This window comes from Halomonas sp. DP5N14-9 (genome assembly GCF_019802175.1).
Taxonomy (GTDB): Bacteria; Pseudomonadota; Gammaproteobacteria; order Pseudomonadales; family Halomonadaceae; genus Halomonas; species Halomonas litopenaei.
In genome coordinates, this window is the sequence record NZ_JAHVHR010000032.1 from 13251 (window position 1) to 38325 (window position 25075).

General features: G+C 65.4%; 15 protein-coding genes. 7 read left to right on the plus strand and 8 right to left on the minus strand.

Annotated elements, in window-relative coordinates; genetic code table 11:
- Positions 1–177: 177 nt before the first annotated feature.
- Positions 178–5133, minus strand: coding sequence for an Ig-like domain-containing protein (locus KUW00_RS18760; protein WP_222569858.1), 4956 nt, complete (start codon positions 5131–5133; stop codon positions 178–180).
- A gap of 708 nt (positions 5134–5841) precedes the next feature.
- On the opposite strand from KUW00_RS18760, the gene rraA reads away from it, so the two are divergent.
- Both rraA and KUW00_RS18770 read left to right on the plus strand, forming a co-directional pair.
- On the plus strand, positions 5842–6327 hold the full coding sequence (gene rraA, locus KUW00_RS18765) for a ribonuclease E activity regulator RraA (protein ID WP_222569859.1): 486 nt from the start codon (positions 5842–5844) through the stop codon (positions 6325–6327).
- Positions 6328–6468: 141 nt separating this feature from the next.
- Positions 6469–8343, plus strand: coding sequence for a glycerophosphodiester phosphodiesterase family protein (locus KUW00_RS18770; RefSeq protein WP_222569860.1), 1875 nt, complete (start codon positions 6469–6471; stop codon positions 8341–8343).
- 71 nt (positions 8344–8414) lie between these two features.
- Here KUW00_RS18770 and ggt read toward each other — a convergent pair whose 3' ends face one another.
- The 3 genes from ggt to ppsA all read right to left on the minus strand — a co-directional run bounded on the left by ggt (position 8415) and on the right by ppsA (position 13492).
- Positions 8415–10253 (minus strand): gamma-glutamyltransferase, encoded by a 1839-nt coding sequence (ggt, locus tag KUW00_RS18775; RefSeq protein ID WP_222569861.1) that lies wholly within the window; start codon positions 10251–10253, stop codon positions 8415–8417.
- A 142-nt stretch (positions 10254–10395) separates the two neighbouring features.
- Complete coding sequence (locus KUW00_RS18780) at positions 10396–10947, minus strand: hypothetical protein (protein WP_222569862.1); 552 nt, start codon at positions 10945–10947, stop codon at positions 10396–10398.
- Between the two features lie 172 nt (positions 10948–11119).
- Positions 11120–13492 carry a phosphoenolpyruvate synthase gene (gene ppsA / locus KUW00_RS18785; RefSeq protein WP_222569863.1) on the minus strand — a complete coding sequence of 791 codons (2373 nt, stop codon included), beginning with the start codon at positions 13490–13492 and terminating at the stop codon, positions 11120–11122.
- Positions 13493–13909: 417 nt separating this feature from the next.
- On the opposite strand from ppsA, the gene KUW00_RS18790 reads away from it, so the two are divergent.
- From KUW00_RS18790 to KUW00_RS18810, 5 genes are all read left to right on the plus strand, one after another.
- Entirely contained in the window at positions 13910–14743 is an 834-nt protein-coding gene (locus tag KUW00_RS18790) for a pyruvate, water dikinase regulatory protein (RefSeq protein ID WP_045994921.1), read from the plus strand.
- A gap of 372 nt (positions 14744–15115) precedes the next feature.
- A complete protein-coding gene (locus KUW00_RS18795; RefSeq protein ID WP_222569864.1) occupies positions 15116–16396 on the plus strand; it encodes an imelysin family protein in 1281 nt (426 codons plus the stop codon).
- A gap of 127 nt (positions 16397–16523) precedes the next feature.
- The gene (locus KUW00_RS18800) at positions 16524–17954 is read left to right on the plus strand and encodes a di-heme oxidoredictase family protein (protein WP_222569865.1); all 1431 of its coding nucleotides are present in this window, start codon (positions 16524–16526) and stop codon (positions 17952–17954) included.
- A complete protein-coding gene (locus KUW00_RS18805; protein ID WP_222569866.1) occupies positions 17951–19081 on the plus strand; it encodes an imelysin family protein in 1131 nt (376 codons plus the stop codon). Before KUW00_RS18800 ends, KUW00_RS18805 begins: the two co-directional genes overlap by 4 nt.
- Positions 19082–19085: 4 nt before the next feature.
- On the plus strand, positions 19086–20195 hold the full coding sequence (locus tag KUW00_RS18810; RefSeq protein ID WP_315901199.1) for a DUF1513 domain-containing protein: 1110 nt from the start codon (positions 19086–19088) through the stop codon (positions 20193–20195).
- A gap of 129 nt (positions 20196–20324) precedes the next feature.
- Here the strand turns inward: KUW00_RS18810 and KUW00_RS18815 are convergent, their stop codons facing one another.
- The 4 genes from KUW00_RS18815 to KUW00_RS18830 form a co-directional block, all read right to left on the minus strand.
- Entirely contained in the window at positions 20325–21629 is a 1305-nt protein-coding gene (locus KUW00_RS18815; protein ID WP_315901200.1) for a CaiB/BaiF CoA-transferase family protein, read from the minus strand.
- Positions 21626–22807, minus strand: coding sequence for an acyl-CoA dehydrogenase (locus tag KUW00_RS18820; protein WP_045994918.1), 1182 nt, complete (start codon positions 22805–22807; stop codon positions 21626–21628). Before KUW00_RS18820 ends, KUW00_RS18815 begins: the two co-directional genes overlap by 4 nt.
- Positions 22808–22944: 137 nt before the next feature.
- On the minus strand, positions 22945–23853 hold the full coding sequence (gene mmsB / locus KUW00_RS18825) for a 3-hydroxyisobutyrate dehydrogenase (RefSeq protein WP_222517235.1): 909 nt from the start codon (positions 23851–23853) through the stop codon (positions 22945–22947).
- A gap of 59 nt (positions 23854–23912) precedes the next feature.
- A complete protein-coding gene (locus KUW00_RS18830; protein WP_222569868.1) occupies positions 23913–25040 on the minus strand; it encodes an enoyl-CoA hydratase/isomerase family protein in 1128 nt (375 codons plus the stop codon).
- Between the last annotated feature and the right edge of the window lie 35 nt (positions 25041–25075).

Sequence of the window (25075 nt, forward strand, 5' to 3'; positions counted from 1 at the left end):
CGGCTCGAGCCTGTCGCCAGACCGACTCGAGCCTTGAATCACAAGGAAGCGCCCCGGGGAGCGAGTTGCGTTCAACTCCCCGGGGCGCTTTTTCATGCCTTGCCAGCAAAGGCCGTGTCACTGGGTGGGCGGCTGACCGCCCACCCCACCTTCCCTGGCCTGCCTTCCTCGCCTGCTTTACTCGACCCTCAACTGACCATCGTCGAGCAGGTTCTGCAGGAAGGCGTCACCGTCTGCGCCCATCTGCACGCCCTGAAGCACAACGACCTGATCGGCGTTGGCACCTCCAGCCGCCAGGTTGCCTTCGCTGCTGATGGACAACAGGGTATCGTCCCCGTCCTGACTGGCCTGAAGGTAGTCCGCCAGATTGTCCTCGTCGGCGCCCTGAAGAAGATCAGCAAGATCGAGCCGGTCGGCCTCGGCCTCAACGCCATACTCACCGACGGTGAAGTCGGCCACGGTATCCTGCGCCGGTGCCGTTGTGCTGCCCGCGTCACCAAACTCCCAGGCGAAGACATCGGCCCCGGCACCACCGACCAACAGATCATCATCGGCACCGCCGACCAGCAGGTCGTCGCCGCCGCCACCGATCAGGGTGTCATCACCGGCACCGCCGGACAGGCTGTCGTTGCCACCGTCAGACCGATCCGCGATAGCCAGGGTCTCGACGTTGTCCCTGACGTAGTCGATGATCTGCTGATCCGTCGGCTCCGCCCCACCATTCACGCCCCACCTCAGGAACTCGACAAGGCCGAGATAACCCAAGCCATCGTGTTCTCCCGCCTGGAAACTCTCGCCACTGTCGCCATCCACCCAGGACAGTCCATCGCTGTTGACGGTATCGCCGAACAGGACATCGTCTCCCTCGTTGCCTGCCAGGACATCATCGCCCAGCGCGGCCAACTCGGCCTGGCTGCCTCCGCCAAACAGGGCCGCTTCCAGTTCTTCGGCGGTATTGACCACCTCCACCTGCCCGGTCTCGAGAATGTCTCCATCGTCGAGCAGGCGCTGCTCCAGTCGGATCTGATCGATATCGAGACTGTCGTTGGTGCGGTTGCCGCTGTCGACCAGGAACCGGAGACGATACTCCCCCGTCTCGAGAAAGCCGGTATCGACCGTCGTCCAGTTCGGGGCGTAGGTCAGTGAACTGCTGGCGTACTCCTGCCATTGGCCACCTTCCCGCACCTCGACCACATAACCCATCGAATCGTTCGACTGACTGAACACACTGGTGCTGTAGCGAAACAGCAGCGAGGTGTACAGCTGGTCATCGGGATCGTCATCGACGAAGAAAGAGGTACTGACCACTTCCGCCGCCTGGTCGTCATTGGCGTTGTCCCTGATCCGCAACTTGCCCCCGAACTGGGCCGCCACCGTGTTGGCGTCGGAGACCTTGGTCCAGGTCTCCACCCTCAGCGCGTCCGTCGAACCGCGCGTGAAATTGGCAAGCCTGACACCATCGACCACGGTGCCCTGGTAAGACAGCGCCCCGGTGCCAGACACATCCGTATTGTCGAAAAACTCGAGAACATCTTCCCTGGTCGCATCACCGATGCCGACCGCTCGTACGCTACTGAGCGCGGCCAGCTCGGTATAGGCGTCGGCGGCCTCCTTGATGGCGGTGGCGTCGATCGCTGTGGCGCTCACCGTGCGTCCGGCATCATCCGTGTAGTGTGTGGGCCCACCATCGGTCAGGATGAAGCTCAGGTCCTCGAAATCGGCGAATTGGGGATCGGCGTCCTGCGCCGCCAGCCACCCAGATGCAGTGCGAATGCCGGCTTCCAGATTGGTGCCGCCCTCCGCCCTGAAACCGTCGATGAAGCTCACCACATTGGCGATATCGTCAGCGCTGCTGAGGTCGATGACGATATGATCGACGGCATTGGTGCCGAAATCGACGATCTGCAGATTGATCTGGCCGTCATGGGCCACCAGGTCGGTCAACAGGTTCTTGAGCGCCGCCTGAACCAGCTCGAGTCGACTCAGGCCTGGCGTCCCCGACGGCACCACCATGCTGCCGGTGGTATCGACAATCAGCGAAATATTGTAGTTGGTGGCCGGCGTCAGCACCGCCTCCAGGCCACCTCGATCACCGATCAGCACGTCGCCGCCGGCCCCTGTCGCTTCGTTATCGTCGTCGTTGTCCCCCACCACCAGTTCGTCCGCAGGACCTTCGACGCTGACCGTCGCTTCGGCCTCGGCGCTATCCCCATCGTTGTCGGTCAGGGTGTAATCGATCACCGCCTGCCCGCCAAAGGTCGGGTTGGGGACGAAGGTCAGCGATCCGTCGGTGTTCACACTTACCGTACCGACGCTGTCTCCTCCACGCACCGCAGCCGCCGTCACGCTTGCCCCATCGGCACCCACTTGATCGTTGTCGAGCACCTCGATGACCACCGGCGCGCCGCCGCTCGCGCTTGCCGCGTCGTCCGCCGCCAGCGGCGAATCGTCGTCGACCACGACATTCAAGCTGCCCTGGGCTTCGTCGCCGTCACTATCGCTGACGACGTAGTTCAGGGTCAGATCAATGTCATCCTCGGAGCCAGGGTCGCTGTGGTCCAGCGGACCGGCCAGGGTGACCTGATAGGCACCCGTGAGCAGATTGGTCAGTACCGCCGTCAAGACGACGCTGCCGCCTGCGCTGCCCACCAACTGGCGACCATCGCCACTGAGCGAGAACATGACCGGCATGCCCCCGGAGGTCAGCCCACTCGGACTCGGGGCCAACCAGCGGAAGTCGCCGGCGCCATCCGTGCCGGCATCGTAGCCAAGCACTCCGGCCACCTGAGTCGCTTCACCCGCGACATCGTCGATACCCCCCGCGATACCTCCCGCCAGGCCATCCTCATCGACCACTGCCACGGGCACGTCATCACCACTCGGCGTCGTCGGGGTACCGTCGGCGTCCACGATGATTGTCCACTCGGCAAAGCGAGGGTCGCCATCGCCGTCGGTCAGGGTGTAACGCACGGTGGCCACACCACTCTGGCCGGGGTCGGGGGTAAAGGTCAGGGTGCCGTCCTGGTTGAGCACTACCGAGCCGGTAACCTCGCTGTCTCCCACCACATTGGCGGCTGTCACGCGGCCACCATCGGCGCCGACGGCATCATTGGCCAGCACGTCCAGGGTCACCGCAGCACCATTGTCGGATACCGAGCTGTCATCCTCTGTCTCTGCGGTGTCGTCATCGATGAGCAGCTCGAGCTGCCCCTGAGCGGTGTCACCGTCGGCGTCGGTGACCGTGTAGGACAGACCAAGGAAGATATTGTCCTCGCTGAACGGCCGCAGATGATCGATGGGTCGATGCAGAATGGCGCGAGCCACGTCCGAGCCGTCTTCCAGACTCACCGTAATGACACTCTCGCCTGCCTCGTTGCGGCCGATCAGGCCGCGCCCCCCATCGACCACCTCAAAGCTCACCTCGCTACCCTGGGAGGTGAGGCCATCGAGATCACTGCGAGGATTGTCGTCGGTAGGGCTCTGGGGGCCTGCGGTCAGCGCGATTTCCGCACTCCAGGCGAAGCCGCCTCCCGCCGCCGGTCCATCGGCACCAAAGTCAATCTGGAGGTCCCTCACGGCGCTGATCGGCTCACCGACCACGTCGCCATTGCCGCCGGCATTACCCCCTGGCAATCCATCCTCATCGAGCACGATGCGATGCACATCACTGGTCACCGGCTTGCCATCGGTGTCCTCGACCTTGACGGTCCAGTGGCCGACCATCGGGTCTCCGTCGCAGTCCAGCACCTTGTACTTGATGCGGGCGGTGCCGCTGAAATCATCAGCGGGGGTGAAGGTCAGCGTCTGGTCGTCATTGATCACCACCTGCCCCTGGCCCGATACCACTTCGGCACTGACCAGGTGCCCCAGGTCGGCGCCCGGGCTGTCATTGGCCAGCACATCCGCGTTCACCGACTCGCCGGACCCGGCGCTGGAGTAGTCGTCGACGACCACGGGGGTGTCGTCGTCGACGGTGACCGCCAGATAGCCCTTGGCCTCGCTGCCATCGGCATCCTTCACCACGTAGCCGAAAGACAGATCGATGTCGTCCTCGGTGCCGGTGGCGAAGTGATCCAGCGGGCGCAGCAGGGACACCGTTACCAGATCCGAGTCATCTGCGCGCACCACCGTGAACACGGCTTCGCCGCTCACCTCGTCACGGCCGGTCAGGCTGAGGCCGTCGGCCGACACCTCGTAGACGACGGCGCTGCCCTGGCTCTGCAGATTGGTCGGCAGGCCGTCCGTGGTCCAGTAGAAGGCCCCGCTGGCGGCAGGTCCATCGGCACCAAAGTCATAGCCAAGCCGCGCGCTGGCGCTGGTGGCCTCACCGGCCACGTCCTCAGGGCCTCCGGGGTTGCCCCCAGCCAGGCCGTCCTCGTCGACCACCACCGAGGGAGACCGGGTGTAGGGGTCATCATCGCTCGTTGGCGTCGTGGGGACATTGGCGTCGGTGATCTCTACTGTGACCTTCGCCCGTCCGCGGTCCCCATCGTTATCGATGGGCCTGAGGGTGAACTCGAGCTCCGGATGGGTGGTCTGGTCGAGCCCGTCCCTGGCCTCGAACTCCCAGCTACCGTCGGAGTTCACGATCAGGGTGCCCACCGACAACTCGATGGGTGTGTCCAGACGGTAGAAGCCGATCTCCTCCGACACGTAGACGCGCATTTCACGCAGACCATCGGCGCCAGCATTGACCGACCAGGTACCGCGCGCCACCTCCCCTTCGGCCACCGAGCTCGGTGCCGTGGCGGTGGCATCGGGCACGTCATCCTTGACGAAAATCCGCAGATTGTCGGTCTGCGTCCCTTGGCTTCCGCCGTTCACTTCCACCTTGAACGGATCGTTGATGCCCTCGTCGCCGCGCCCCTGGGAACGGTGATCGTCAGAGTTGTCGGTCAACTGGTAGTCCCAGCGATAGTTGCCCTGGGCGTCCACCGCCACCGTCAGGGTGCCAAAGTCACCGCTGAGGCTGCCGCCACCGGTCAGGTCGACACCGTTGACGACAAAGCCCTCGATCTGTCCTCCGGGCGGCCGCTCATAGACGCCCCCTACCGAGGTCGCAACGGATCCCGCCCGGGTGCCGTCATCCAGCCCCGCCTCATCCACCCTGAAATCACTGCTCTGGTTCGCCATGACGCCATCCCCTGTGTCGATGCCAAGAAGGAAAGACGCCGGGTCCGCGGCGTGCACGATCAACGCACGACTGGAGCTTGGCCGAGTGACGCCTTTCACCTGGCCAAAGATATGCGGACGGCTGGCATTGCGACGGCCGAACTTGGTCATCGCCGATGGCTTATGCGGAAATCGGCAATGACCTCAAGATCCCCTTATCCGCAACGGATCTTTGGATTCGAGGGGCGAGCCTGGCGACACCGCTATCGCGCTGGCGTCTCCGGCTTCCCCCGTGGCTTGCAGCGCTGCATAGTACCGGCCTTGCACGACCGACCCTCGGCCCGGCCCGCTATCGATTCGCCAGCACCACGAAAGATCAGCGCCGGTCTGATGCCGGAATCATGAGAGGAACTCACCAACAGCGAACGGAGGCCAACGACATGCACTCGCACTCGGGTGCCAGGCAAATCATCGTACCTTCAGTGGAAAAAGATCAGGCGGATTGCCAGGGCGTTTCGCCAAGGCATCGATCACATCTCTGGGCTGAACGTGGACAAGCCGGTGAAACGACGCCACTTTTCAACGACCGATTTGACGACTCGCGCACAATTTATCAGAGATCACCGAAATCCATTCCCACGCTCGACCTCCTCAGCCCGTCATCCCCCGGGGGCTGGATAACATCGACACCTGTGGCATCATGCCAGGACTAGCCACGGAGACGCTCCAATGACCCAGATTGTCACGCCCGATATCTGCGACGCCTACCCAGAGGTGGCGGTGTGCGACCCGATCTTCGTCAACTACGGGGGCAAGGAGGCCTTCTTCGGCCCGGTGAAAACGGTCAAGTGCTTCGAAGACAACTCGCTGGTCAAGCAGGCGGTCGCCGAACCAGGAGACGGCGCAGTGCTGGTGGTGGACGCAGGCGGGTCAACCCGCTGCGCCATGCTCGGCGACATGCTCGCGGAACAGGCGGCCGGCAATGGCTGGGCCGGGGTGATCATGTATGGCTGCGTGCGCGACGTGGACATCCTGGCGGAGACCGATCTGGGCATCCAGGCCCTCGGCGCCCACCCACGCAAGAGCGAGAAGCGCGGCGAAGGCCAGCGTGATGTCCCCGTCGCCTTCGCCGGTGTCGACTTCGCACCGGGCCAATGGGTCTACGCCGACAACAACGGCATTCTGGTCGCCGAGTCCCGCCTCGAACTCGATTGACGGGCCATCGCTCTTCCTTGGTCCACCGACCGTCGGGGGTCCTGTGACCCCCACCACTGACGCCATCGCCCACTCGGTGGGTCCTCGGCGCGCAGCGCCCCCTGCCCCTGCTACCCACGTCCAACGGCACACTTTAGACTCATGACGCTTGCCAGGGATGTCTACACCAGCCTGCATGACCACCTGCGTCCTCTGCTGGCCTACCATCTACTGTTCACGCTGTTCGCCTCGGCTGCACTGCTGCCGGCCATGGGCTGGCTGCTGGCCGGCTGGCTATCGCGGGTTGGCCGCCCCCTGGTCACCACGGTGGATGCGGTCGAACTGCTGCTGTCGCCGCTCGGCTTCAGCTGGATCCTCGCCTTTGCCGTCATCCTGCTGACGCTGCTTTACCTGCAGCAGGCCGGGATGATGCTGGTGGCGGTGGAGCGCCAGGGCTCCCACGCGCGCCAGGCCTTGATCGCCCTGTGGCAGAGCCTGCATCGTCTTCCCAGGCTGTTGGGCCTCGCCAGCCTGCAGGTGTCGATTCACCTGCTGGCCCTGACCCTCGTCGCCGCCTGTGCCAGCCTGGTCCACGATTCCCTGCTCGGTCACCTGGATCCCTACTATGTGCGGCGGGTGCGCCCACCGGCCTTCTGGCTCTACACCTCGACCCTGCTTCCGCTGGTCGGACTCTGGGCCGCGCTGGCGGCGCGACTCTACATCCGATGGTGGCTGGCGCTGCCCTGCGTGGTACTGGAGGGTCTCTCGCCTGTCGCAGCGATGCGCCGCAGCTACCAGTTGACCCGGCACCGCCAGGGGGGACTTGCGCGGGTCATCTTTTCGATGCTGGCGGTACTGCTGGTGCTGCCGTCGGCGGTGTCGATCGCCTTCAGCGCCTGGGTCGCCCCCCTCTTGTCGACACTGCCCGAGATCGGCGCGGTGGTCATCACGACCATGTTGCTGGTGGTCACCGCCGCGACCCTGCTGACGCTCAGTGTCGCCTTCGCGGTGATCGTGCTCAACGCCCTGCTGGCGACCTGCCTGTACCTGCGCCGCGCCCATCGACTGCCGCGCCCCGATCCCCCACCGGCAGACGCCCATCCGGGGCGGCTGGCCTGGGCGGTGGAGGTCGGCATCCTGGTATTCGCCGTCTCCCAGGCGTGGCTGATGGTGGAGCGACAGGAGCTCAATGACGAGGTCGAGGTGATCGCCCACCGGGGTAGTTCGGAGGTAGCGCCGGAAAACAGCCTGTCGGCCATCCGCCAGGCCCTGGAAGACGGCGCCGATCAGATCGAGATCGATGTGCGCCTGAGTGCCGACGGCAGCGTGGTGCTGAGCCACGATGCCACGCTGCAGCGTCTTGCGGGAGATCCGCGGCGGGTCACCGACCTGAACTGGCAGGAGTTGGCAACGCTGGATGTGGGATCAGGCTTCAGCCATGCCTTCGCCGGCGAACGCCTGGCCAGGCTCGACCAGGCCCTGGCTGCAGTGCGTGGCCGCGCCGACCTGATCATCGAGCTCAAGCCGAGCCGCGGCCAGGAACAGGCGCTGATCGAGGCGGTCGTGGCAGAGCTCGACGCCGAACGCCGCTGGCGCCTGCACTGCCGAGACCAGGCAGAAGACCGCCTGGCACGCATGATCTGTGGCGATCCCAGGCTATTCGAGACCACTTGGCTTGCGTCCTTGTCGTACCGTCAGATCCACCTGATCGTCGCCCAGGAGCCTCGCGCCAGGACACTGCTGCTGGCAGAGTGGGCCCTGCCCGGCAGTCTGCCGCAGCGTCGCTTCGACGGGCTCGGCCTGCGCAACAGCCAGATCGACGATGATCAACTGCGACGCGCCCACCTCAACCAGACGCCGCTCTACGCCTGGACGGTCAACGATCCTGGCCGCATGGCCAGACTTATCGACATGGGCGTGGACGGCATCATCACCGACCGCCCCGAAAGACTCACAGCGCTGCTGCGCGAACGACGCAGGATGAGCGACGCCGAGCTACTGCTGACCAAGCTGCGCCACTGGCTGGCCGACGACTGAACGAAGAACCCCCGCCCCGGCGATAGCCGGAAGCGGGGGCAAACATCAGTACGTGGAGGAAATGGCGCGCCTCAGTCGCCCATCACGACGCCTTCACGGCGGGGGTCGGCCCCCCCATAGAAGCCATCTTCGGTGACCTTCAGCGCCTGCAGACCGCTGGTCAACTCGCGGGTCTCGACCTCGTGGCCAAGCCCCCGCAGATCGCTCAGCGTGGCCTCGGGGAAGCGGTCCTGCTCCAGATAGACAGTGCCACCGGTGGTGATCGCATGGGGCAGATCGAGCGCCTGCTGGGCGTCCACACCACGCGTAAGCATGGCATCCAGCGTCTGGGCGGTGTAATGAATGATCGCGGCGCCTCCGGGAGACCCGAGGCTCGCCACCAGCTCGCCGCTCTCACGCTCGAACACCAGCGTCGGACTCATGCTCGAACGCGGCCGCTTGCCGGGCTGCACCCGGTTGGCGATCGGTGTGCCCTGCTCATCTGTCGGGGTAAAGGAAAAGTCGGTCAGCTCATTGTTGAGCAGATAGCCGCCATCAAGCTCGCCGCCACCGTTGGCCATGATGCGCGAACCAAACGCCTGCTCGATGCTCGAGGTCATGGCGACCGCCTGACCCCGGGGGTCGACGATGCTGATATGGCTGGTGCCGTGCTCGGGCTGCTGGGGCTGAGAGGCGTAGGCGGTCTCCAGCGAACCGGGGTTGCCGGGGCGCGCCTCGCCGCTACCCATGCTCTGCTGCTTGATCAGCTCGGCGCGCTTGGCCAGATAGTCCGGTGCCAGCAGCGTGTTCCAGTCACCGCCGGGGGGGTCGACGAAATCGCTGTCACCGATGTAGCGGCCGCGATCAGCAAAGGCCAGGCGCGAGGCCTCGAGAAACGGATGCAGCCAATCCACCGTGGGCACGCCCTCGTGGATGGCGGTCTCGATCTCCGGCAAGGCCTCCATCATGCCGAGTATCTGCATCACGGTCAGGTGTCCCGATGAGGGTGGCGGGAAACCGCAGACCTCCCAGTCACGCCAGGGGGTGCACAGCGGCTCACGCTCGAGTGCTGCGTAACCCGCCATGTCCTCGAGACTCAGGGTACCGGGCAGCTCCGGGTGATTCCGCACCCGGGACACCAGATCCTCGGCGAACTCGCCGGTGTGCAATGCAGAGCTGCCCTCCTCGGCCACCTTGGTCAGAATCGCCGCCAGGGCGGGATTGCGCAGGGTCGCTCCCACCTCAAGCGGCTCGCCCTGGTCATCGAAGAAGTAGGCCCCGGCGATCTCGTCCTCGGCAAGGCTTGGCGTCGACACCAGGCTCTGATGCAGACGCGGGCTGATCTCGAAACCTTCCGTGGCCAGGGTGATGGCCGGCGCAAACAGTGACTTCCACGGCAGCTCGCCGTATTCGTCGTGCGCCAGCTCCAGCATCCTCAAGGTACCGGGCACCCCCACCGAACGCCCGCTCTCGACCGCGGTCATGAAGTCGATCGGATCGCCGTCGGCATTCAGAAACAGGGACTCGTCGGCGCCCAATGGGGCCTTTTCACGGCCATCGAAGGCGTGAACCTCTTCCCCGTCGAACAGCATCAGAAAGGAACCACCGCCGATGCCGCTGGACTGGGGTTCCACCAGCGTCAGCACCATCTGCACCGCGATGGCGGCATCGATGGCCGAGCCTCCGGCCTTGATCACCTGATAGCCGGCGTCGGTGGCCAGAGGGTTCGCCGCCGCCACCGCAAAGGACGAGGTCGACCAGCCGGGCTTCTCCTGGTAGCCGGAACTCGATTCCGGCGAGATGTCCGGACGAGCGTATTCAAACCCCTCCTGGGCAAAGGCCGGTGTCGTCAGCAGGCCGGCCAGCAGCAGATTGCCGCAAACGATGGAAGACGCCAGACGCGCCAACCGTGGCGAAGTACGCGATGTCATCACCGCTCCTTTTGTGATGAGTAATACGGGAGAGTCTTGATTGCTTGATTCAGCATAGGTCTTGAGCGTCGAGACGGCACGCAGGCTCGCTGTGATGTGCGCGTTTCACCGGCATCCTTTACCGCCGACGAGCAGCGCTGACTCATTGCCGGCGCTCGTAGCGATCCAGCCGCCAGCGGCAGAACCGCGAGACCAGTGCCAGCGCCAGCAGCGCCACGGCGGTCACACCGAGCACCGACACCAACTGGTGATAGCCCTCAGGGGTGCTTTCGGCTCTGGCCGCCATGCCCTTCTCGGCCAGGCGTACCACACCGTATATCAACGCCATCAGCAGGCCCAGCGGCAGCGCCGAGCCAAAGCGTGACAGGCCCCGAGTCAATGCCCAGGGAGGCGTAGGCTCCTTGTTCTTGACCGCCTTTGACGAAGCAGCCTTGCCCCGTGAGGCCCTGGGTTCCTGCCTGGGTTCTGACTTGGCCTGGGCCTTGTTCGCGGCCTTGCTCGAGGCCTTGGTCGGGGAATCGCTGCGACTGCGGGCCCTGGGTCCTGGCTTCGCCTTTGGTGTTGCCGTGCCCGATGACTGACGCCCCCCTGGCAGCAGCCGCCCGAGAGTCCAGCGCCCCAGCGACCAGCAGGCCCAGCCCAGGCACACCCCGATGGACAGCAGCACGCTGCCCATGACCAACAGATACGCCATCACAAGATCCTGAAAAGAAAAGCTTCCCATGGTGCCAAGTTAGCGGGCACTTGGGGAGCCCCTCGAGGCGATTGAGCGAGTTTCGCACACCCGCTGAACGCAACGACGCCGCGGAAGGTCCGCGGCGTCGACAGGCGGGCGATCGCGTCGCCGTCTCACAGCATGGTGATGCTCAGCCGATGGTCTCGCCGGCCAGCATGAACCAGGTCTCCAGCACCGCGTCAGGGTTCAGTGACACCGAATCGATGCCCTGCTCCATCAGCCACTTGGCCAGTTCCGGATGATCAGACGGCCCCTGGCCGCAGATCCCGACGTACTTGCCCTTAGCCTTGCAGGCCTGGATCGCCATGGCCAGCAGCTTCTTGACCGCCGGGTTCCGCTCATCGAACAGGTGCGCGACGATACCGGAATCGCGATCGAGACCGAGGGTCAACTGGGTCAGATCGTTGGAGCCAATGGAGAAGCCGTCGAAGTACTCGAGGAACTCATCGGCCAGCAGGGCGTTGGCCGGCAGCTCGCACATCATGATGACCTTGAGCCCGTTATCGCCGCGCTTGAGGCCATTGGCCGCCAGCAGGTCGACCACTTCACTGGCTTCTTCGGTGGTACGCACGAAGGGAATCATCAGCTCGACGTTGTCGAGGCCCATCTCGTCGCGCACCCGCTTCATCGCCCGACACTCAAGCTCGAAGCACGGCCGGAAGTTCTCGGAGATGTAGCGCGAGGCGCCGCGGAAACCGAGCATCGGGTTCTCTTCACCGGGCTCGTAGAGCTTGCCGCCGATCAGGTTCTCGTACTCGTTGGACTTGAAGTCCGACATTCGCACGATGACCCGCTCCGGATAGAAGGCCGCCGCCAGGGTCGAGATACCCTCCACCAGCTTGTCGACGTAGAAGCTGACCGGATCATCGTAGCCGGCGATACGCAGATCGATGGTCTGCTGCAGTTCGCTGGGCAGGGTGTCGTATTCCAGCAGCGCCTTGGGGTGAACGCCGATCATGCGGTTGATGATGAACTCCAGACGCGCCAGGCCGACACCGGCGTTGGGCAGGGTGGAGAAGCTGAAGGCGCGATCCGGGTTGCCCACGTTCATCATGATCTTGAACGGGATGTCCGGCATGGCATCGACGCTGGTGACGTTGCGGTCGAACTCCAGCAGACCATCGTAGACGTGGCCGGCATCGCCCTCGGCGCAGGACACGGTGACTTCACGGCCATCGCGCAGCACGTCGGTGGCGTCACCACAGCCCACCACCGCCGGGATACCCAGTTCGCGGGCGATGATCGCCGCGTGACAGGTGCGCCCGCCACGGTTGGTGACGATGGCAGAAGCGCGCTTCATGATCGGTTCCCAGTCCGGGTCGGTCATGTCGGTGACCAGCACGTCCCCGGCGTTGACCTTGTCCATCTCGTCCGGGCTGAGGATGACCTTGACCGCACCGCGACCGATGCGCTGACCGATGGCGCGACCGGTGACCAGGGTGCGCCCCTTCTCCTTGAGCTGGAAGCGCTCCAGCGAGCCGCCCTCCTGCTGGGACACCACGGTCTCGGGACGCGCCTGAACGATGTAGAGCTGTTGATCGTCACCGTCCAGCGCCCACTCGATGTCCATGGGACGGCCGTAGTGCTCTTCGATGGTCATCGCCTGACGCGCCAGCGCCATCACCTGTTCGTCGTTGATGCTGAAGCGACCACGATCGGCCAGCGGCACATCCACGGTCTCCACCGACTTGCCGGCGCTGGCATCACCGGTGTAGACCATCTTGATCAGCTTGGAGCCGAGGTTACGCCGCAGCACCGCCGGGCGGTCTGCCGCCAGGGTGGTCTTGTGGACGTAGAACTCGTCAGGGTTCACCGCGCCCTGCACCACGGTCTCGCCGAGCCCCCATGACGAGGTCACGAATACCGCATCACGGAAGCCGGACTCGGTGTCCAGGGTGAACATCACGCCGCTGGCCCCGGTCTCGGAGCGCACCATCTTCTGCACGCCGGCGGACAGCGCCACGTTCTCGTGGGCATAGCCACGGTGCACCCGGTAGGAAATCGCGCGGTCGTTGAACAAGGAGGCGAACACCTCGTGCACCGCCCGCTTGATGTTGTCGTAGCCTTCGATATTGAGGAAGGTTTCCTGCTGGCCGGCGAAGGACGCGTCGGGAAGATCCTCGGCGGTAGCGGAGCTGCGCACCGCCACCTTGAGGTTGGGATGCTTGCCGAGCATCAGCTCGTAGGCTTCACGCAGGGCGGCCTCGAAGGCCGGCGGCAGCGGGGTATCGATGACCCACTGGCGAATCTTGCTGCCGGCCTCGGCAAGGGCATTGACGTCATCGACGTCGAGACGCGCAAGCTCCTGGTTGATTCGATCGTTGAGCCCCTCGTGGGAGAGGAACTCGCGATAGGCCTCGGCGGTGGTGGCGAAACCGCCAGGCACCGTGACGCCGGCGCCGGACAGGTTGGAAATCATCTCGCCCAGGGAAGCATTCTTGCCCCCGACTCGCTCGACGTCGTTCATGCCCAGCTGATCAAACCACAGAATGTACTTGTCCACGTGACCCCCTTGGATGTCGACGACCTCGTCCGTGACGCGCCGTCATGACTGGATGCTGGCGACTCTATCAGCGCCTCGCCATATTCGCCATTGGTCTAAGAGCGAAGTCACTGGAGGATTTTTACAACACCCGGGGGAAATCGACGATTCCTGTAGTCAGCGCCCTGACGCCGCTATCGAGGTCTCCGCCAGGGCGTGCAAATCATGACGTCGGATGCTGGCGTCAAAGTACCTGAAAGGCGCGCGAATGCTTGGTTCGGCCCCACCGCCAGGCCCCGTTTCAGAGGCTGATCGAAAGCCAGCCTATCTTGTAGTCGGGGACGCCTGTGCCGCCTTAGGTTTACTTTGGAACAGCGACAACTTGTCTCACCGCAGCGGTAAACGGACAATGCCATCACTGTCTTCAAGGGAATCGTCATGACCCGAACCGCCTTCTTCATTTCCGACGGCACCGGCATCACCGCCGAGAGCCTGGGCCGCAGCCTGCTGGCCCAGTTCGAGAACGTCGACATCCGCAAGCTGACCAAGCCCTACATCGACACCATCGAGAAGGCGCGCTCGCTGGTCAGCATCATCGAGGCCACCGCCGTGCGCGACGGCGTGCAGCCGATCATCATCGACACCATCGTCGACGAGAAGATCCGCGCGGTGATTCGCCAGGCACCGGGCTTCAAGGTCGACATCTTCTCGACCTTCCTCGAGCCGCTGGAGCGCGAGCTGGACACCCACTCCTCCTACAGCGTCGGGCGTACCCACGCCATCTCCAGCGACGATGTCTATATGGACCGCATCCACTCGGTACACTTCGCCCTCGACAACGACGACGGCGCCCGTACCCACCAGTACGACCAGGCGGATGTCATCCTGGTCGGGGTGTCACGCTGCGGCAAGACGCCGACCTCGCTGTACCTGGCGCTGCAGTTCGGGGTGCGCGCGGCCAACTATCCGCTGACCGAAGACGACCAGGACGACAGCGGCACCCTGAAGCTGCCGCCGGTACTGGCCAAGCAGCGCCACAAGCTGTTCGGCCTGACCATCGACCCGCGCCGGCTTGCCGCCATCCGCCACGAACGTCGCCCCAACAGCCGCTACAGCAGCATGGACCAGTGCATGCAGGAGGTCGCCCAGGCCGAATCCATGTTCCGCCAGCTGCATATCCCCTTTATCGATGCCACCCGCTTCTCGGTGGAGGAAATCTCCACCCGCATGATCGCCGAGACCGGCATCAACCGCCGCTTCTCACCGCGCTGACGCCCGCCTGCGTCCGCCGGTCCATGGCGGGAAGGTGCCTCCTTTCCGCCATCTCCCTGTCGGGCCGCTGCCCCTGCTCGGCTGCACCACGGCGCAGTGTCCGTGGGCTTGGGCATAGGGCTGAGTCACAGGGCTTGCGAACAGGGCCTTGAAACAGGGCCGAGGCTTCGTTCCCGTCGAGGTTTCCTTCAGACGATACCCCGCTTGCCGCTGGACTCGTCACCGGGCTCACGTCTGTTCCAGCGCACCCAGCGACTTGCAATGATAGTCAATCTCGTTACTATTTCTGTCCGTAGTGGACTCCCCGGCGCAGCCATCCCTTACCTGTCGTCGCCGCGCAAGAATAACCGCCCTGAGAAAAGGTAACGCCCCATGATCTCCCGTCTCGTCCGCCGTCCCCTGGCGCTTGCCATTGCCGCCAGTGCCCTTGTCGTGTCTAGCCACGTCGCCGCCGAAGACGTTACCGCCGAGGCGGTGGTGAGCCACTACACCGATCTCGCCCACACCACCTACAGCGACGCGCTGAAGACGGCCAAGGCGCTGGACGAGGCCATCGACAGCCTGCTGGCCGCGCCGACCCCCGAGACCCTGGCAGCGGCCAAGAAGGCCTGGCGAGAGGCGCGGGTGCCCTATCAGCAGAGTGAAGTCTTCCGCTTCGGCAATGCCATCGTCGACGACTGGGAAGGCCAGCTCAACGCCTGGCCGCTGGACGAAGGCATGATCGACTACGTCGCTCAGGACGGCTACCAGCACGAGCTGGGCAACGCCGGCGCTACCGCCAATATCATTGCCTCCGAGCGCATCAACGTCGGCGGCGAAGAGATCGACGTCAGTACACTGAGCCCGGAGCTGCTGGCCGAGCTCAACGAGATCGGCGGCTCCGAGGCCAACGTGGCCACCGGCTACCACGCCATCGAGTTTCTGCTGTGGGGCCAGGATCAGCACGGCTACGAGGCCGGCGCCGGCGAGCGCCCCGCCAGCGACTTCGCCCAGGGCGAAGACTGCAGCAACGGCCACTGCGACCGCCGTCGGGCCTATCTGAAGGCAGCCAGTCAGCTGTTGATCAACGACCTGGAATGGATGGTCGCGCAGTGGGCGCCGGTGGATGGCGACAACTACCGCAGCGAACTGACCTCGCAACCGGCTGAAGAGGGCCTGCGCCGCATCCTCTTCGGCATGGGCTCTCTGTCACTGGGGGAGCTCGCCGGTGAGCGCATGAAGGTCGCGCTGGAGGCCAACTCCTACGAGGACGAGCACGACTGCTTCAGCGACAACACTCATAACTCGCACTACTACAACGGTCAGGGCATCCAGAACGTCTACACCGGCAGTTACCAGCGCATCGACGGCACCACCCTGGAAGGCCCGGGCGTGGAAGCCCTGCTGGCCCAGCGCGACAGCGAGCTGGCCCAGACCCTGGAGCAGCAGATCGAGGCCTCCATGGACGCGCTCGGCACCCTCAAGGAGACCGCCGAGCGCAGCGACTCGCCGATGACCTTCGACATGATGATCGCACCGAGCAATGATCAAGGCGCCGCCATCGTCAACGATGCCATCCTGGCGCTGGTCACCCAGACCGGCTCCATCGAGCAGGCCGCAGGCGAACTGGGTGTCACCTCGCTGCAGCCCGACGACGCCGGTCATACTTTCTGACCCCGTCACTGGCCCCCGCTTGATCCAGATCAGGTGATAACGCCTTGGCGGATGATGCAATGAGAGTCATTCGCCCCAAGAAGCCGCACGGCCCGCGTGCGGCTCACCTGTTTCAAGGAAACGCCTGATGCGTCAATTTCCGTCGCTCCCCCCTGCTCTGTCAGCGTTGCTGGCGGCCCTCGTCATCGGCGCGCCGGTCAGCGCAAACGACGAGCCAGCCGGCGAGCCGCCCATCCAGAACGACCCACGCTCGGGTGGCGAAGGCTCGGTCAGCCAGTTCGACCACAACGCCTACTCGCTGCCCCTTGGCAACATGAGCATGACCAAGCACCTTGACTTCAGCGTCGGCAACAGCTTTTTCCGCAACCCCTGGGTGGTGGCACCGGCCAGCACCGATGCCCGTGACGGCCTCGGACCGCTGATCAACACCAACAGCTGCCAGGGCTGCCATATCAAGGACGGCCGCGGTCACCCTCCGGCCCCTGACGAGGCGCCGGTGTCCCTGTTCCTGCGCCTGTCGCTGCCCGCCGAAAGCGACGAGGATCATGACATCGTAAGGCGCACCGGCGCCGTTCCGGTGCCCCACTACGGGCGCCAGCTTCAGACCGCAGCGATTCCCGGCGCCACGCCGGAAGCCGACATGGTACGCACCCTCGAGGATCGCGAGATCAGCTTCGACGACGGACACCGCGTGGTGCTCACGGCGCCCGTCTATTCCATCGAGAACCCCGCCTACGGGGAGCTGCCCGAGAATCTGCTGACGTCCCCCCGGGTCGCCCCGCCGATGATCGGCCTGGGCCTGCTCGAGGTGGTCGATGAGGCGCAGATCCTGGCCTGGGCGGATGAGCAGGACGCCGACGGCGATGGCATCTCGGGCCGGCCCAACCGGGTGTGGGACGTGCGCCAGCAGGCCACCGTGCTGGGGCGTTTCGGCTGGAAGGCCGGTGAGCCCACGGTGGAGCAGCAGAGCCTGCACGCCTTTGCCGGCGACATGGGCCTGACCTCGCGCCTGGCCGCGAGCACAGACTGCATGCCGGGCCAGGGCTGCGATGACTTCCCCGATGGCGGCGATCCCGAAGTCAGTGATGAGGTCGCCGACTTCATCACCTTCTACGCCTCGAGCCTGGCCGTACCCGAGCGGCGCGACATGGATTCGCCAGACGTCCAGGCCGGCGCCCGTCACTTCAACACCCTGGGTTGCGCCAGCTGTCATCGCCCGTCGCTGACCACGCCGGAAGACACCGAGCGCGCCGAATTGGCCGGACAGACCCTGTGGGCCTACACCGACATGCTGCTGCATGACATGGGCGAGGGCCTCGCCGACGGTCGCCCCGAGTACCAGGCCGACGGCAATGAGTGGCGCACCCCGCCGCTGTGGGGGCTTGGCCTGGCCCAGAGCGTCAATCCCCAGGCTGGCTTCCTGCACGACGGACGGGCTCGCACCCTGGAAGAGGCGATCCTGTGGCACGCCGGTGAAGCCGAAGCTTCACAAGATGCCTACAAGGCGCTCGAGGCCCGCGAGCGCCAACGACTACTGGACTTCCTGAACTCCCTATGACGACTTCTCCACGACAATCGAGCAGCGCCCTGGCAGCCGCACTGCTGCTGGCGACCGCCGGCTTGACGCTGGGCGGGCCCGGGACGGCCCTGGCCCAGGGGGCCTCTGACGCCAACGCTGACACCAGCGCTGACACTGCGCACGATGCAGAGAACGAAAGCACCCCGCGCAGCGTCTGGCATCACGATATCGGGCTTGGCTATCGGCAACTGGCGAGCCGAACTCAGGCACTGGCCGAACGCCTGAAGGCCAGCTGCGGCGAGGCCGGGGTCGACCACCCGGCGCTGCGCAGTGAGTGGCTTGCGGCCTACCAGGCCTGGCAAGCGGTACGCTTTGTCGACTTCGGGCCGATCGAGGTGGACAGCCGTGCCTGGCAACTCCAGTTCTGGCCCGACGCCAAGAATCTTGTGGGCACCCGCGTCGGCGCCAGGCTACGCCAGGACGCCCCCGTCAGCGCCGATGACATCGCCGAGGCCGGTGTTGCCGAGCAGGGCTTCCCGGCGCTGGAAGTGCTGCTCTACGACGACGTCATGGCCAGCCGCTCGCTGGGCGACCCCCTGCCCTGCGCCCTGGCTGGGGCCATCGGCAGCCACCTGGTCGCCGTCAGCGACGCCGTGGTTGCCGACTGGCAGGCCTTTGCGCCGCACTACCTGGCCACCGACAGCTACAACGAGGCGACCCTGCACGGTGCGATGCAGTCTCTCGAGATTCTGGAGGACAAGCGCCTCGGCGAGCCGCTCGGCTTGATGGGCGCCGCACCCAACGCCTATCGCGCAGAAGCCTGGCGCAGTGGCCAGTCGGTGGCCCTGGCGGCCGCCAGCCTGGCGGGCCTGCAGCAGTACTTCCAGCCGGGCCTTGCGACCTGGCTGGATCAGGCCGGCCATGCCGAGCTGGGCGACGCCTTTGCTCGCCAGCTGGAGGACACGCTCGATCAGGCCGAGGCGATCGATACCGGTATCGTCGACGTGCTGGACGAACATTCCGAAGGCGATGTCAGCTCCCCGGCTGCACAACAAGAACTGGCGACCCTCTACCTGGAGGTGGCCCAGTTGCGGGCGCTGCTCGATGATCAGATCGCCCCCGCCCTGGGGGTGGTCAAGGGCTTCAATTCCAGCGACGGAGACTGACCCGGTGGCGTCACTTCCTTCTCTGTCCCGGCGGCGCCTGCTCAAGGCGTCGCTGCTGGGACTGGCCGCCACCGGCCTGCCGGCCAGTCTGTGGGCGCTGGACGATGATGGCCGCCGGCAGTGGTACTTCAGCGCGGTGGACGACAGCGACGGTGGACACCACCTGGCAGGGCTGCGCCGCGACGGCGCGGGTCACTTTCTGCTGCCGAGCCCGGAGCGCTGCCACGGCGGCTGCCTCAGACCAGGCCGCGACGAGGTGGTACTGTTCGCTCGACGGCCAGGCCAACGCTTCCATGTGCTCGACGCCAGGCGCCAGGCATCGACACTCGAGATCAGCGCAAGCCAGGGCCGGCACTTCTACGGCCACGGCGTGTTCGACCCGAGCGGTCGCTGGCTCTACGTCACCGCCAATCGCATCGACGACGCCATGGGGCTGATTCAGGTGCACGACGCCGAGCAAGGCTACCGGCATGTGGGCGACCACCTTCTCGACGGCATCGGTCCCCACGAGGTCGGCCTGATGCCCGATGGCGAGACCCTGGTGGTGGCGCTGGGCGGTATCCGCACCCATCCCGACAGCGGGCGGGCCAAGCTCAACCTCTCGGACATGGACCCCGCCCTGTTGCTGCTCGATCGCCATAGCGGCGAGATCCTCGAACGCCATCGGCCATCCCACCACCAGCTGAGCTGTCGCCATCTGGACATCGCCCCCGACGGCACCGTCGTCGCCGGCTACCAGTTCCAGGGCCCAGAGTGGGAAACCGAACACCCGCTGATCGCCAGGCGCGCACCGGACGGCAGCTTCAGCGAGCAGGTGCTGCCTTCGCCCCTGCAAGGGCGTCTGGCCCAGTACACCGCCAGCGTGGCGGCCAGCCAGGTGCGCCCGAGTGCGGCGATTTCCGCCCCACGAGGCAACAAGGTGCTGGTGCTGGGCAGGACCAGCGACGAGCTGCTGGCACAGTTCGATATCGAGGACGCGGCAGGCGTTCGCTGCGACGGCGCCGGAGGCTATCTGGTCACCACCGGCGGTGGCGAGGTCCACCGCATCGACGATGGCGGCCGCCATCACCAACTGGCCGCCTTGCCGCTACGCTGGGACAACCATCTGACCTGATCACCACCGGCGGGTTATCGGCCATCGGGCCGTCGACCAGGGCATCGACCCTGGCATCGACGACCGCGCCAACAACACGGCCAGGCCCCTTCGGGCCTGGCCGTGTGAACTCAAGTACTGCTGGGGGGCTTAGCGGATGATGCCTTCCCTGCGCAGCCGCTCGATGTCCGCTGAAGACAGCCCCATCTCGGTCAGCACCCTGTCGCTGTGCTCTCCAAGGCGTGGTGGCGCGGAATCGGCGGTGGCACTGGCCCCATCGAAGCGCAGCGGGTTGGCGACCTGGGGTACGCCGTCGATCTCCCGGGCCATGCCACGGTGACGCACCTGAGGATCGGCGAACACTTCCGGCAAGGTATGGATGGGCCCTGCCGGTATCCCCCGGGCCTCGCATTCGGCGAGCCAGTGATCGCGCTCGCCGCCACTCAGAATGCCCTGGATCAAGGCCACCAGATCCTGGCGATGGGCGACCCGTCCTTCGTTGGTGGCGTAGTCGCCTTCGGCCCATTCGGGGTGCCCGAGCAACTCAGCCAGGCGAGCGAACTGGGCGTCATTGCCCACGGTCAGCACCAGATGACCATCGCGGCAGGCGAACGCCTGGTAGGGCACGATATTCGGATGAGCATTGCCGAAGCGCTGCGGTGCCACACCGCTGACCAGGGTGTTGAGCGCCTGGTTGGCCAGGGTCGCCACCTGAACGTCGAGCAGCGCCAGGTCCACGTGGCTGCCCTCACCGGTCTCGCGCCGGCGATGCAATGCCGCCAGCACCCCCACGGTGGCGTAAAGCCCGGTCATCACGTCGGTGATCGCCACTCCGGTCTTCATCGGCATGCCGTCGGCGTCGCCGGTCAGACTCATCAAGCCGCCCATGGCCTGAATCATGAAGTCGTAGCCTGCCCGGTGGGCGTAGGGTCCGGTCTGGCCAAAACCGGTGATGGAACACACCACCAGCGACGGATTGATCTCTCGCAGCGAGGCAGCGTCGAGGCCATAGCGAGCGAGCCCACCGACCTTGAAATTCTCGAGCACGATGTCGGCGCCCTTGGCCAACGCCTTGATCAGGCGCTGGCCATCCGCGCTTGCGATGTCCACCGCCAGCGACTGCTTGGCACGATTGGCGCAGAGGTAATAGGCGGCCTGGCGTTCGACCGCATCACCGTCGATCGGCTCGCCCTGATGCCAGGGCGGCCCCCAGCCGCGGGTGTCATCGCCACGACCGGGGTGCTCGATCTTGATCACCCGAGCGCCGAGGTCGCCGAGCAGCTGGCCGCACCAGGGGCCGGCCAGCACCCGCGACATGTCCAGCACGGTAACCCCCTCGAGCGGCCTGGCGGCGCTGGCAGCTTGCGCGCTCTTGCCTGGACCGCTACCGCCTGCCGTATTGCCGGCGCCGGCCTCCGCTGAGCTGTCTGCCTGGTGCATGGCGGTGTCACTCACCCGGTGAAGGCCTGCAGGCCGGTCTGGGCACGCCCGAGGATCAGGGCATGGACATCGTGGGTGCCTTCGTAGGTGTTGACCGCCTCGAGGTTCATGACGTGACGGATGACGTGGTACTCGTCGCTGATGCCGTTGCCGCCGTGCATGTCCCGGGCGACCCGGGCGATATCCAGCGCCTTGCCACAGTTATTGCGCTTGATCAGCGAAATCGCCTCGGGCACCAGTTGGCCGTCGTCGATCATCCGCCCCACCCGCAGCGACGCCTGCAGGCCCAGGGCGATCTCGGTCTGCATGTCGGCGAGCTTCTTCTGGATCAGCTGATTGGCGGCCAGCGGACGGCCGAACTGCTTGCGCTCCATGGTGTAGTCACGTGCGGCGTGCCAGCAGGCCTCGGCGGCGCCCATGGCACCCCAGCTGATGCCATAGCGGGCGCGGTTGAGACAGGAGAAAGGCCCCTTCAGGCCCTGCACGCCAGGCAGGCGCTGGTCGTCGGAAACCTCGACGTCCTGGATCGCGATCTGGCCGGTGATGGAGGCGCGCAGGCTGAACTTGCCCTCGATCTTGGGCGCGCTGAGACCAGGCATGCCCTTCTCGAGCACGAAGCCGCGGACCACCCCCTCCTCGTCCCGCGCCCAGACCACGAAGACGTCGGCGATCGGTGAGTTGGTGATCCAGGTCTTGGTGCCGTTCAGGCGCCAGCCGGAGTCGGTGCGATAGGCCCGGGTCGACATGCTGCCGGGATCGGAGCCATGGTCCGGCTCGGTCAGGCCGAAGCAGCCCACCCACTCACCGCTGGCAAGCTTCGGCAGGTAGCGATCGCGCTGGGCGTCGCTGCCGAAGGCATGGATCGGGTACATGACCAGGCTCGACTGCACGCTCATGGCGCTGCGATAGCCGGAATCGACCCGCTCGACCTCACGGGCGATCAGACCGTAGCTGACGTAGTTCATGCCGGCACAGCCGTAGCCATCGATGGTGGCGCCGAGCAGCCCAAGCTCCCCCATCTCGTTCATGATCTCGCGATCGAAGCGCTCGTGACGGTTGGCCTCAAGCACCCGGGGAAGCAGCTTTTCCTGGCAGTAGTCGTGGGCGGTCTGCTGGACCATACGCTCTTCCTCGTCGAGTTGATCGACGAGGCGGAAGGGATCTTCCCAGGTAACGGGGGTGATGCTGGTCATGGCGGGGGCTCCAGAATTTCTACATTTTCACCAAATGTAGACCTAATGGTCGGTCTTGCCAACCCCCACCTTGGTCGAGCGATGACGAATCACGGGCCTCGACGTCGAACGACGAGGCCCGAACGTCGTCAGCCCGGCTATTGACCGGACGACTCGCCGGCCCGGTACAGCGACTGGATGCTGGAAAAATCCAGACCGCCGTTGCCCTGGGCGCTGTGCAGCGCGAACAGGTTGCGCGCCTGGGAACCCATCGGCACGCTGGCGCGGGACTCAAGCGCCAGCTCCCAGGCAAGCCCCAGGTCCTTGGCCATCAGGTCGGTCAAGAAGCCACCCTGATAGTCACGTGAGGCGGCGGAACCCTCCATCACCCCGGGCCAGGGGTTGTAGACGTTCAATGCCCAGTTGCCGCCGCTGCTCTGCTTCATGATCTCCGACAGCACAGCCGGATCCATGCCGTTCTTGACCCCGAGAGACAGCGCCTCGGCGGTACCGCTCATCAGGATGCCAAGTAGCATGTTGTTGCAGATCTTGGCCACCTGGCCGCTGCCACTGGGGCCTGCGTGGAACAGGTTCTTGCCCATGGCCTCGAGTACCGGACGGGCCTGCTCGTAGGCGTCGGCGTCGCCACCGACGATGAAGGTCAGGGTGCCGGCCTTGGCGCCCCCGATGCCGCCAGACACCGGCGCATCGAGATAGGCCAGGCCGCGATTGGCGGCCTCGCCCGCCACCAGCCGGGCATCGTCCGGCGAAATGGTGGAGGCATCGAGCAGCAAGGGCCGCGACGAGAGCTGGTCAAGCAGTCCCTCGGCACCGTCACGGCCGAGGTACAGCGCCTTGACGTGCGCCCCCGCCGGCAGCATCGAGACCACCACCTCGGCGCCTTCGGCGGCCTCCAGGGCGGAACTCGCCCGACTCGCGCCCTGCTCTTCAAGCGTCGCCATGGCCGATTCGACCAGGTCGAAGACCCGCACCTGGTGGCCCGCGCCGACCAGATTGGCGGCCATCGGCGCGCCCATGTTGCCAAGGCCGATAAAGGCGATTTGCATAAGATGTCTCCTGGCTATCTAACGAATTGTGATTGTTGTACTGGCGCGTTTCGCGGCGATCAAAGGTCGTCCAGTGGTCCGGGACCGTTGCCCCAGGGGGCACCGTACATCGCCGCCAGATCGGCGCTGCCTACGCTTGCGACGTCTCGATGACGCCACTGCGGTGACTTGTCCTTGTCGATCAACAGCGCGCGCACTCCCTCGGCGAAGTCGCCCAGCACGTTGCACTGGATCGACACCACCAGCTCGTCGCGGAAGGCGTCGGCCAGCGAGGAGTGGCGATGTCGCTCGAGCATCCGCCAGGCCAGGTGCGCGGTCAGTGGACAGCCTTTCTCGAGTCGTGCGCGATTAGCCGAAAGCCAGTCATCGTCGCGATCATCGCCCAGGATGGCAGCCACGGCGTCCTCCACGCGGCCCTTGAGGGTCAGCGAGGTGATGTGATCCAGATGCGGCCAGACCTGCGCCTCGGGGGCCTTCTCCGGCGCCTCGAATTCACCGAGTACGTCGCACACCAGCGCCTCGGCGTCATCCACGTGGCCGGGGGCGAAGTGGCAGTCGCAGAGCCGCGCGAGCAGCTCGTCGCGCCGCTCGCGCGGAACGAAACGATCCGCCATGCCCAGGTCGAGGGCGTCCCTGGCATTGATGCTGGCACCGGTCAGGCCCAGGTAGAGCCCGACCCCCGGCGGCATCTTGTTGAGAAACCAGCTGGCCCCGATATCCGGATACAGACCGATGGTGATCTCCGGCATGGCGATCCGAGTGGTCTCGGTCACCAGACGATGCCGGCCACCAGCGGTCAGACCGAGCCCACCGCCCATGACGATGCCGTCCGCCCACACCAGCAACGGCTTGGGATAGGTATGCAGCCGATAGTCGAGGCGATACTCGGCAGAAAAGTAGTGGCTGGCATAGCTGCCGACACCGCGCCCGGCCTCCTGCTCGCGCTTGAGCTCTCGCACCAGCGCCACCACATCGCCACCGGCGCAGAAGGCCTTTTCCCCCTCACCGTCAAGCCATACCGCGTGAACATCGGGGTCCTGGGCCCACTCCTCGAGTTTTTCGTCGAGCAGCTCGATCATCTCGAGCGACAAGGCGTTCAAGGCCTTGGGCGCATTCAGGGTGGCGATACCGATGCAACCGCCGCCAGCCGCCGGGCGGCGTTCGAATCTGACCAGGTCGTGACTCATTGTTTGGCTCCTTGCACTCTTTTCCATGCGCTGTC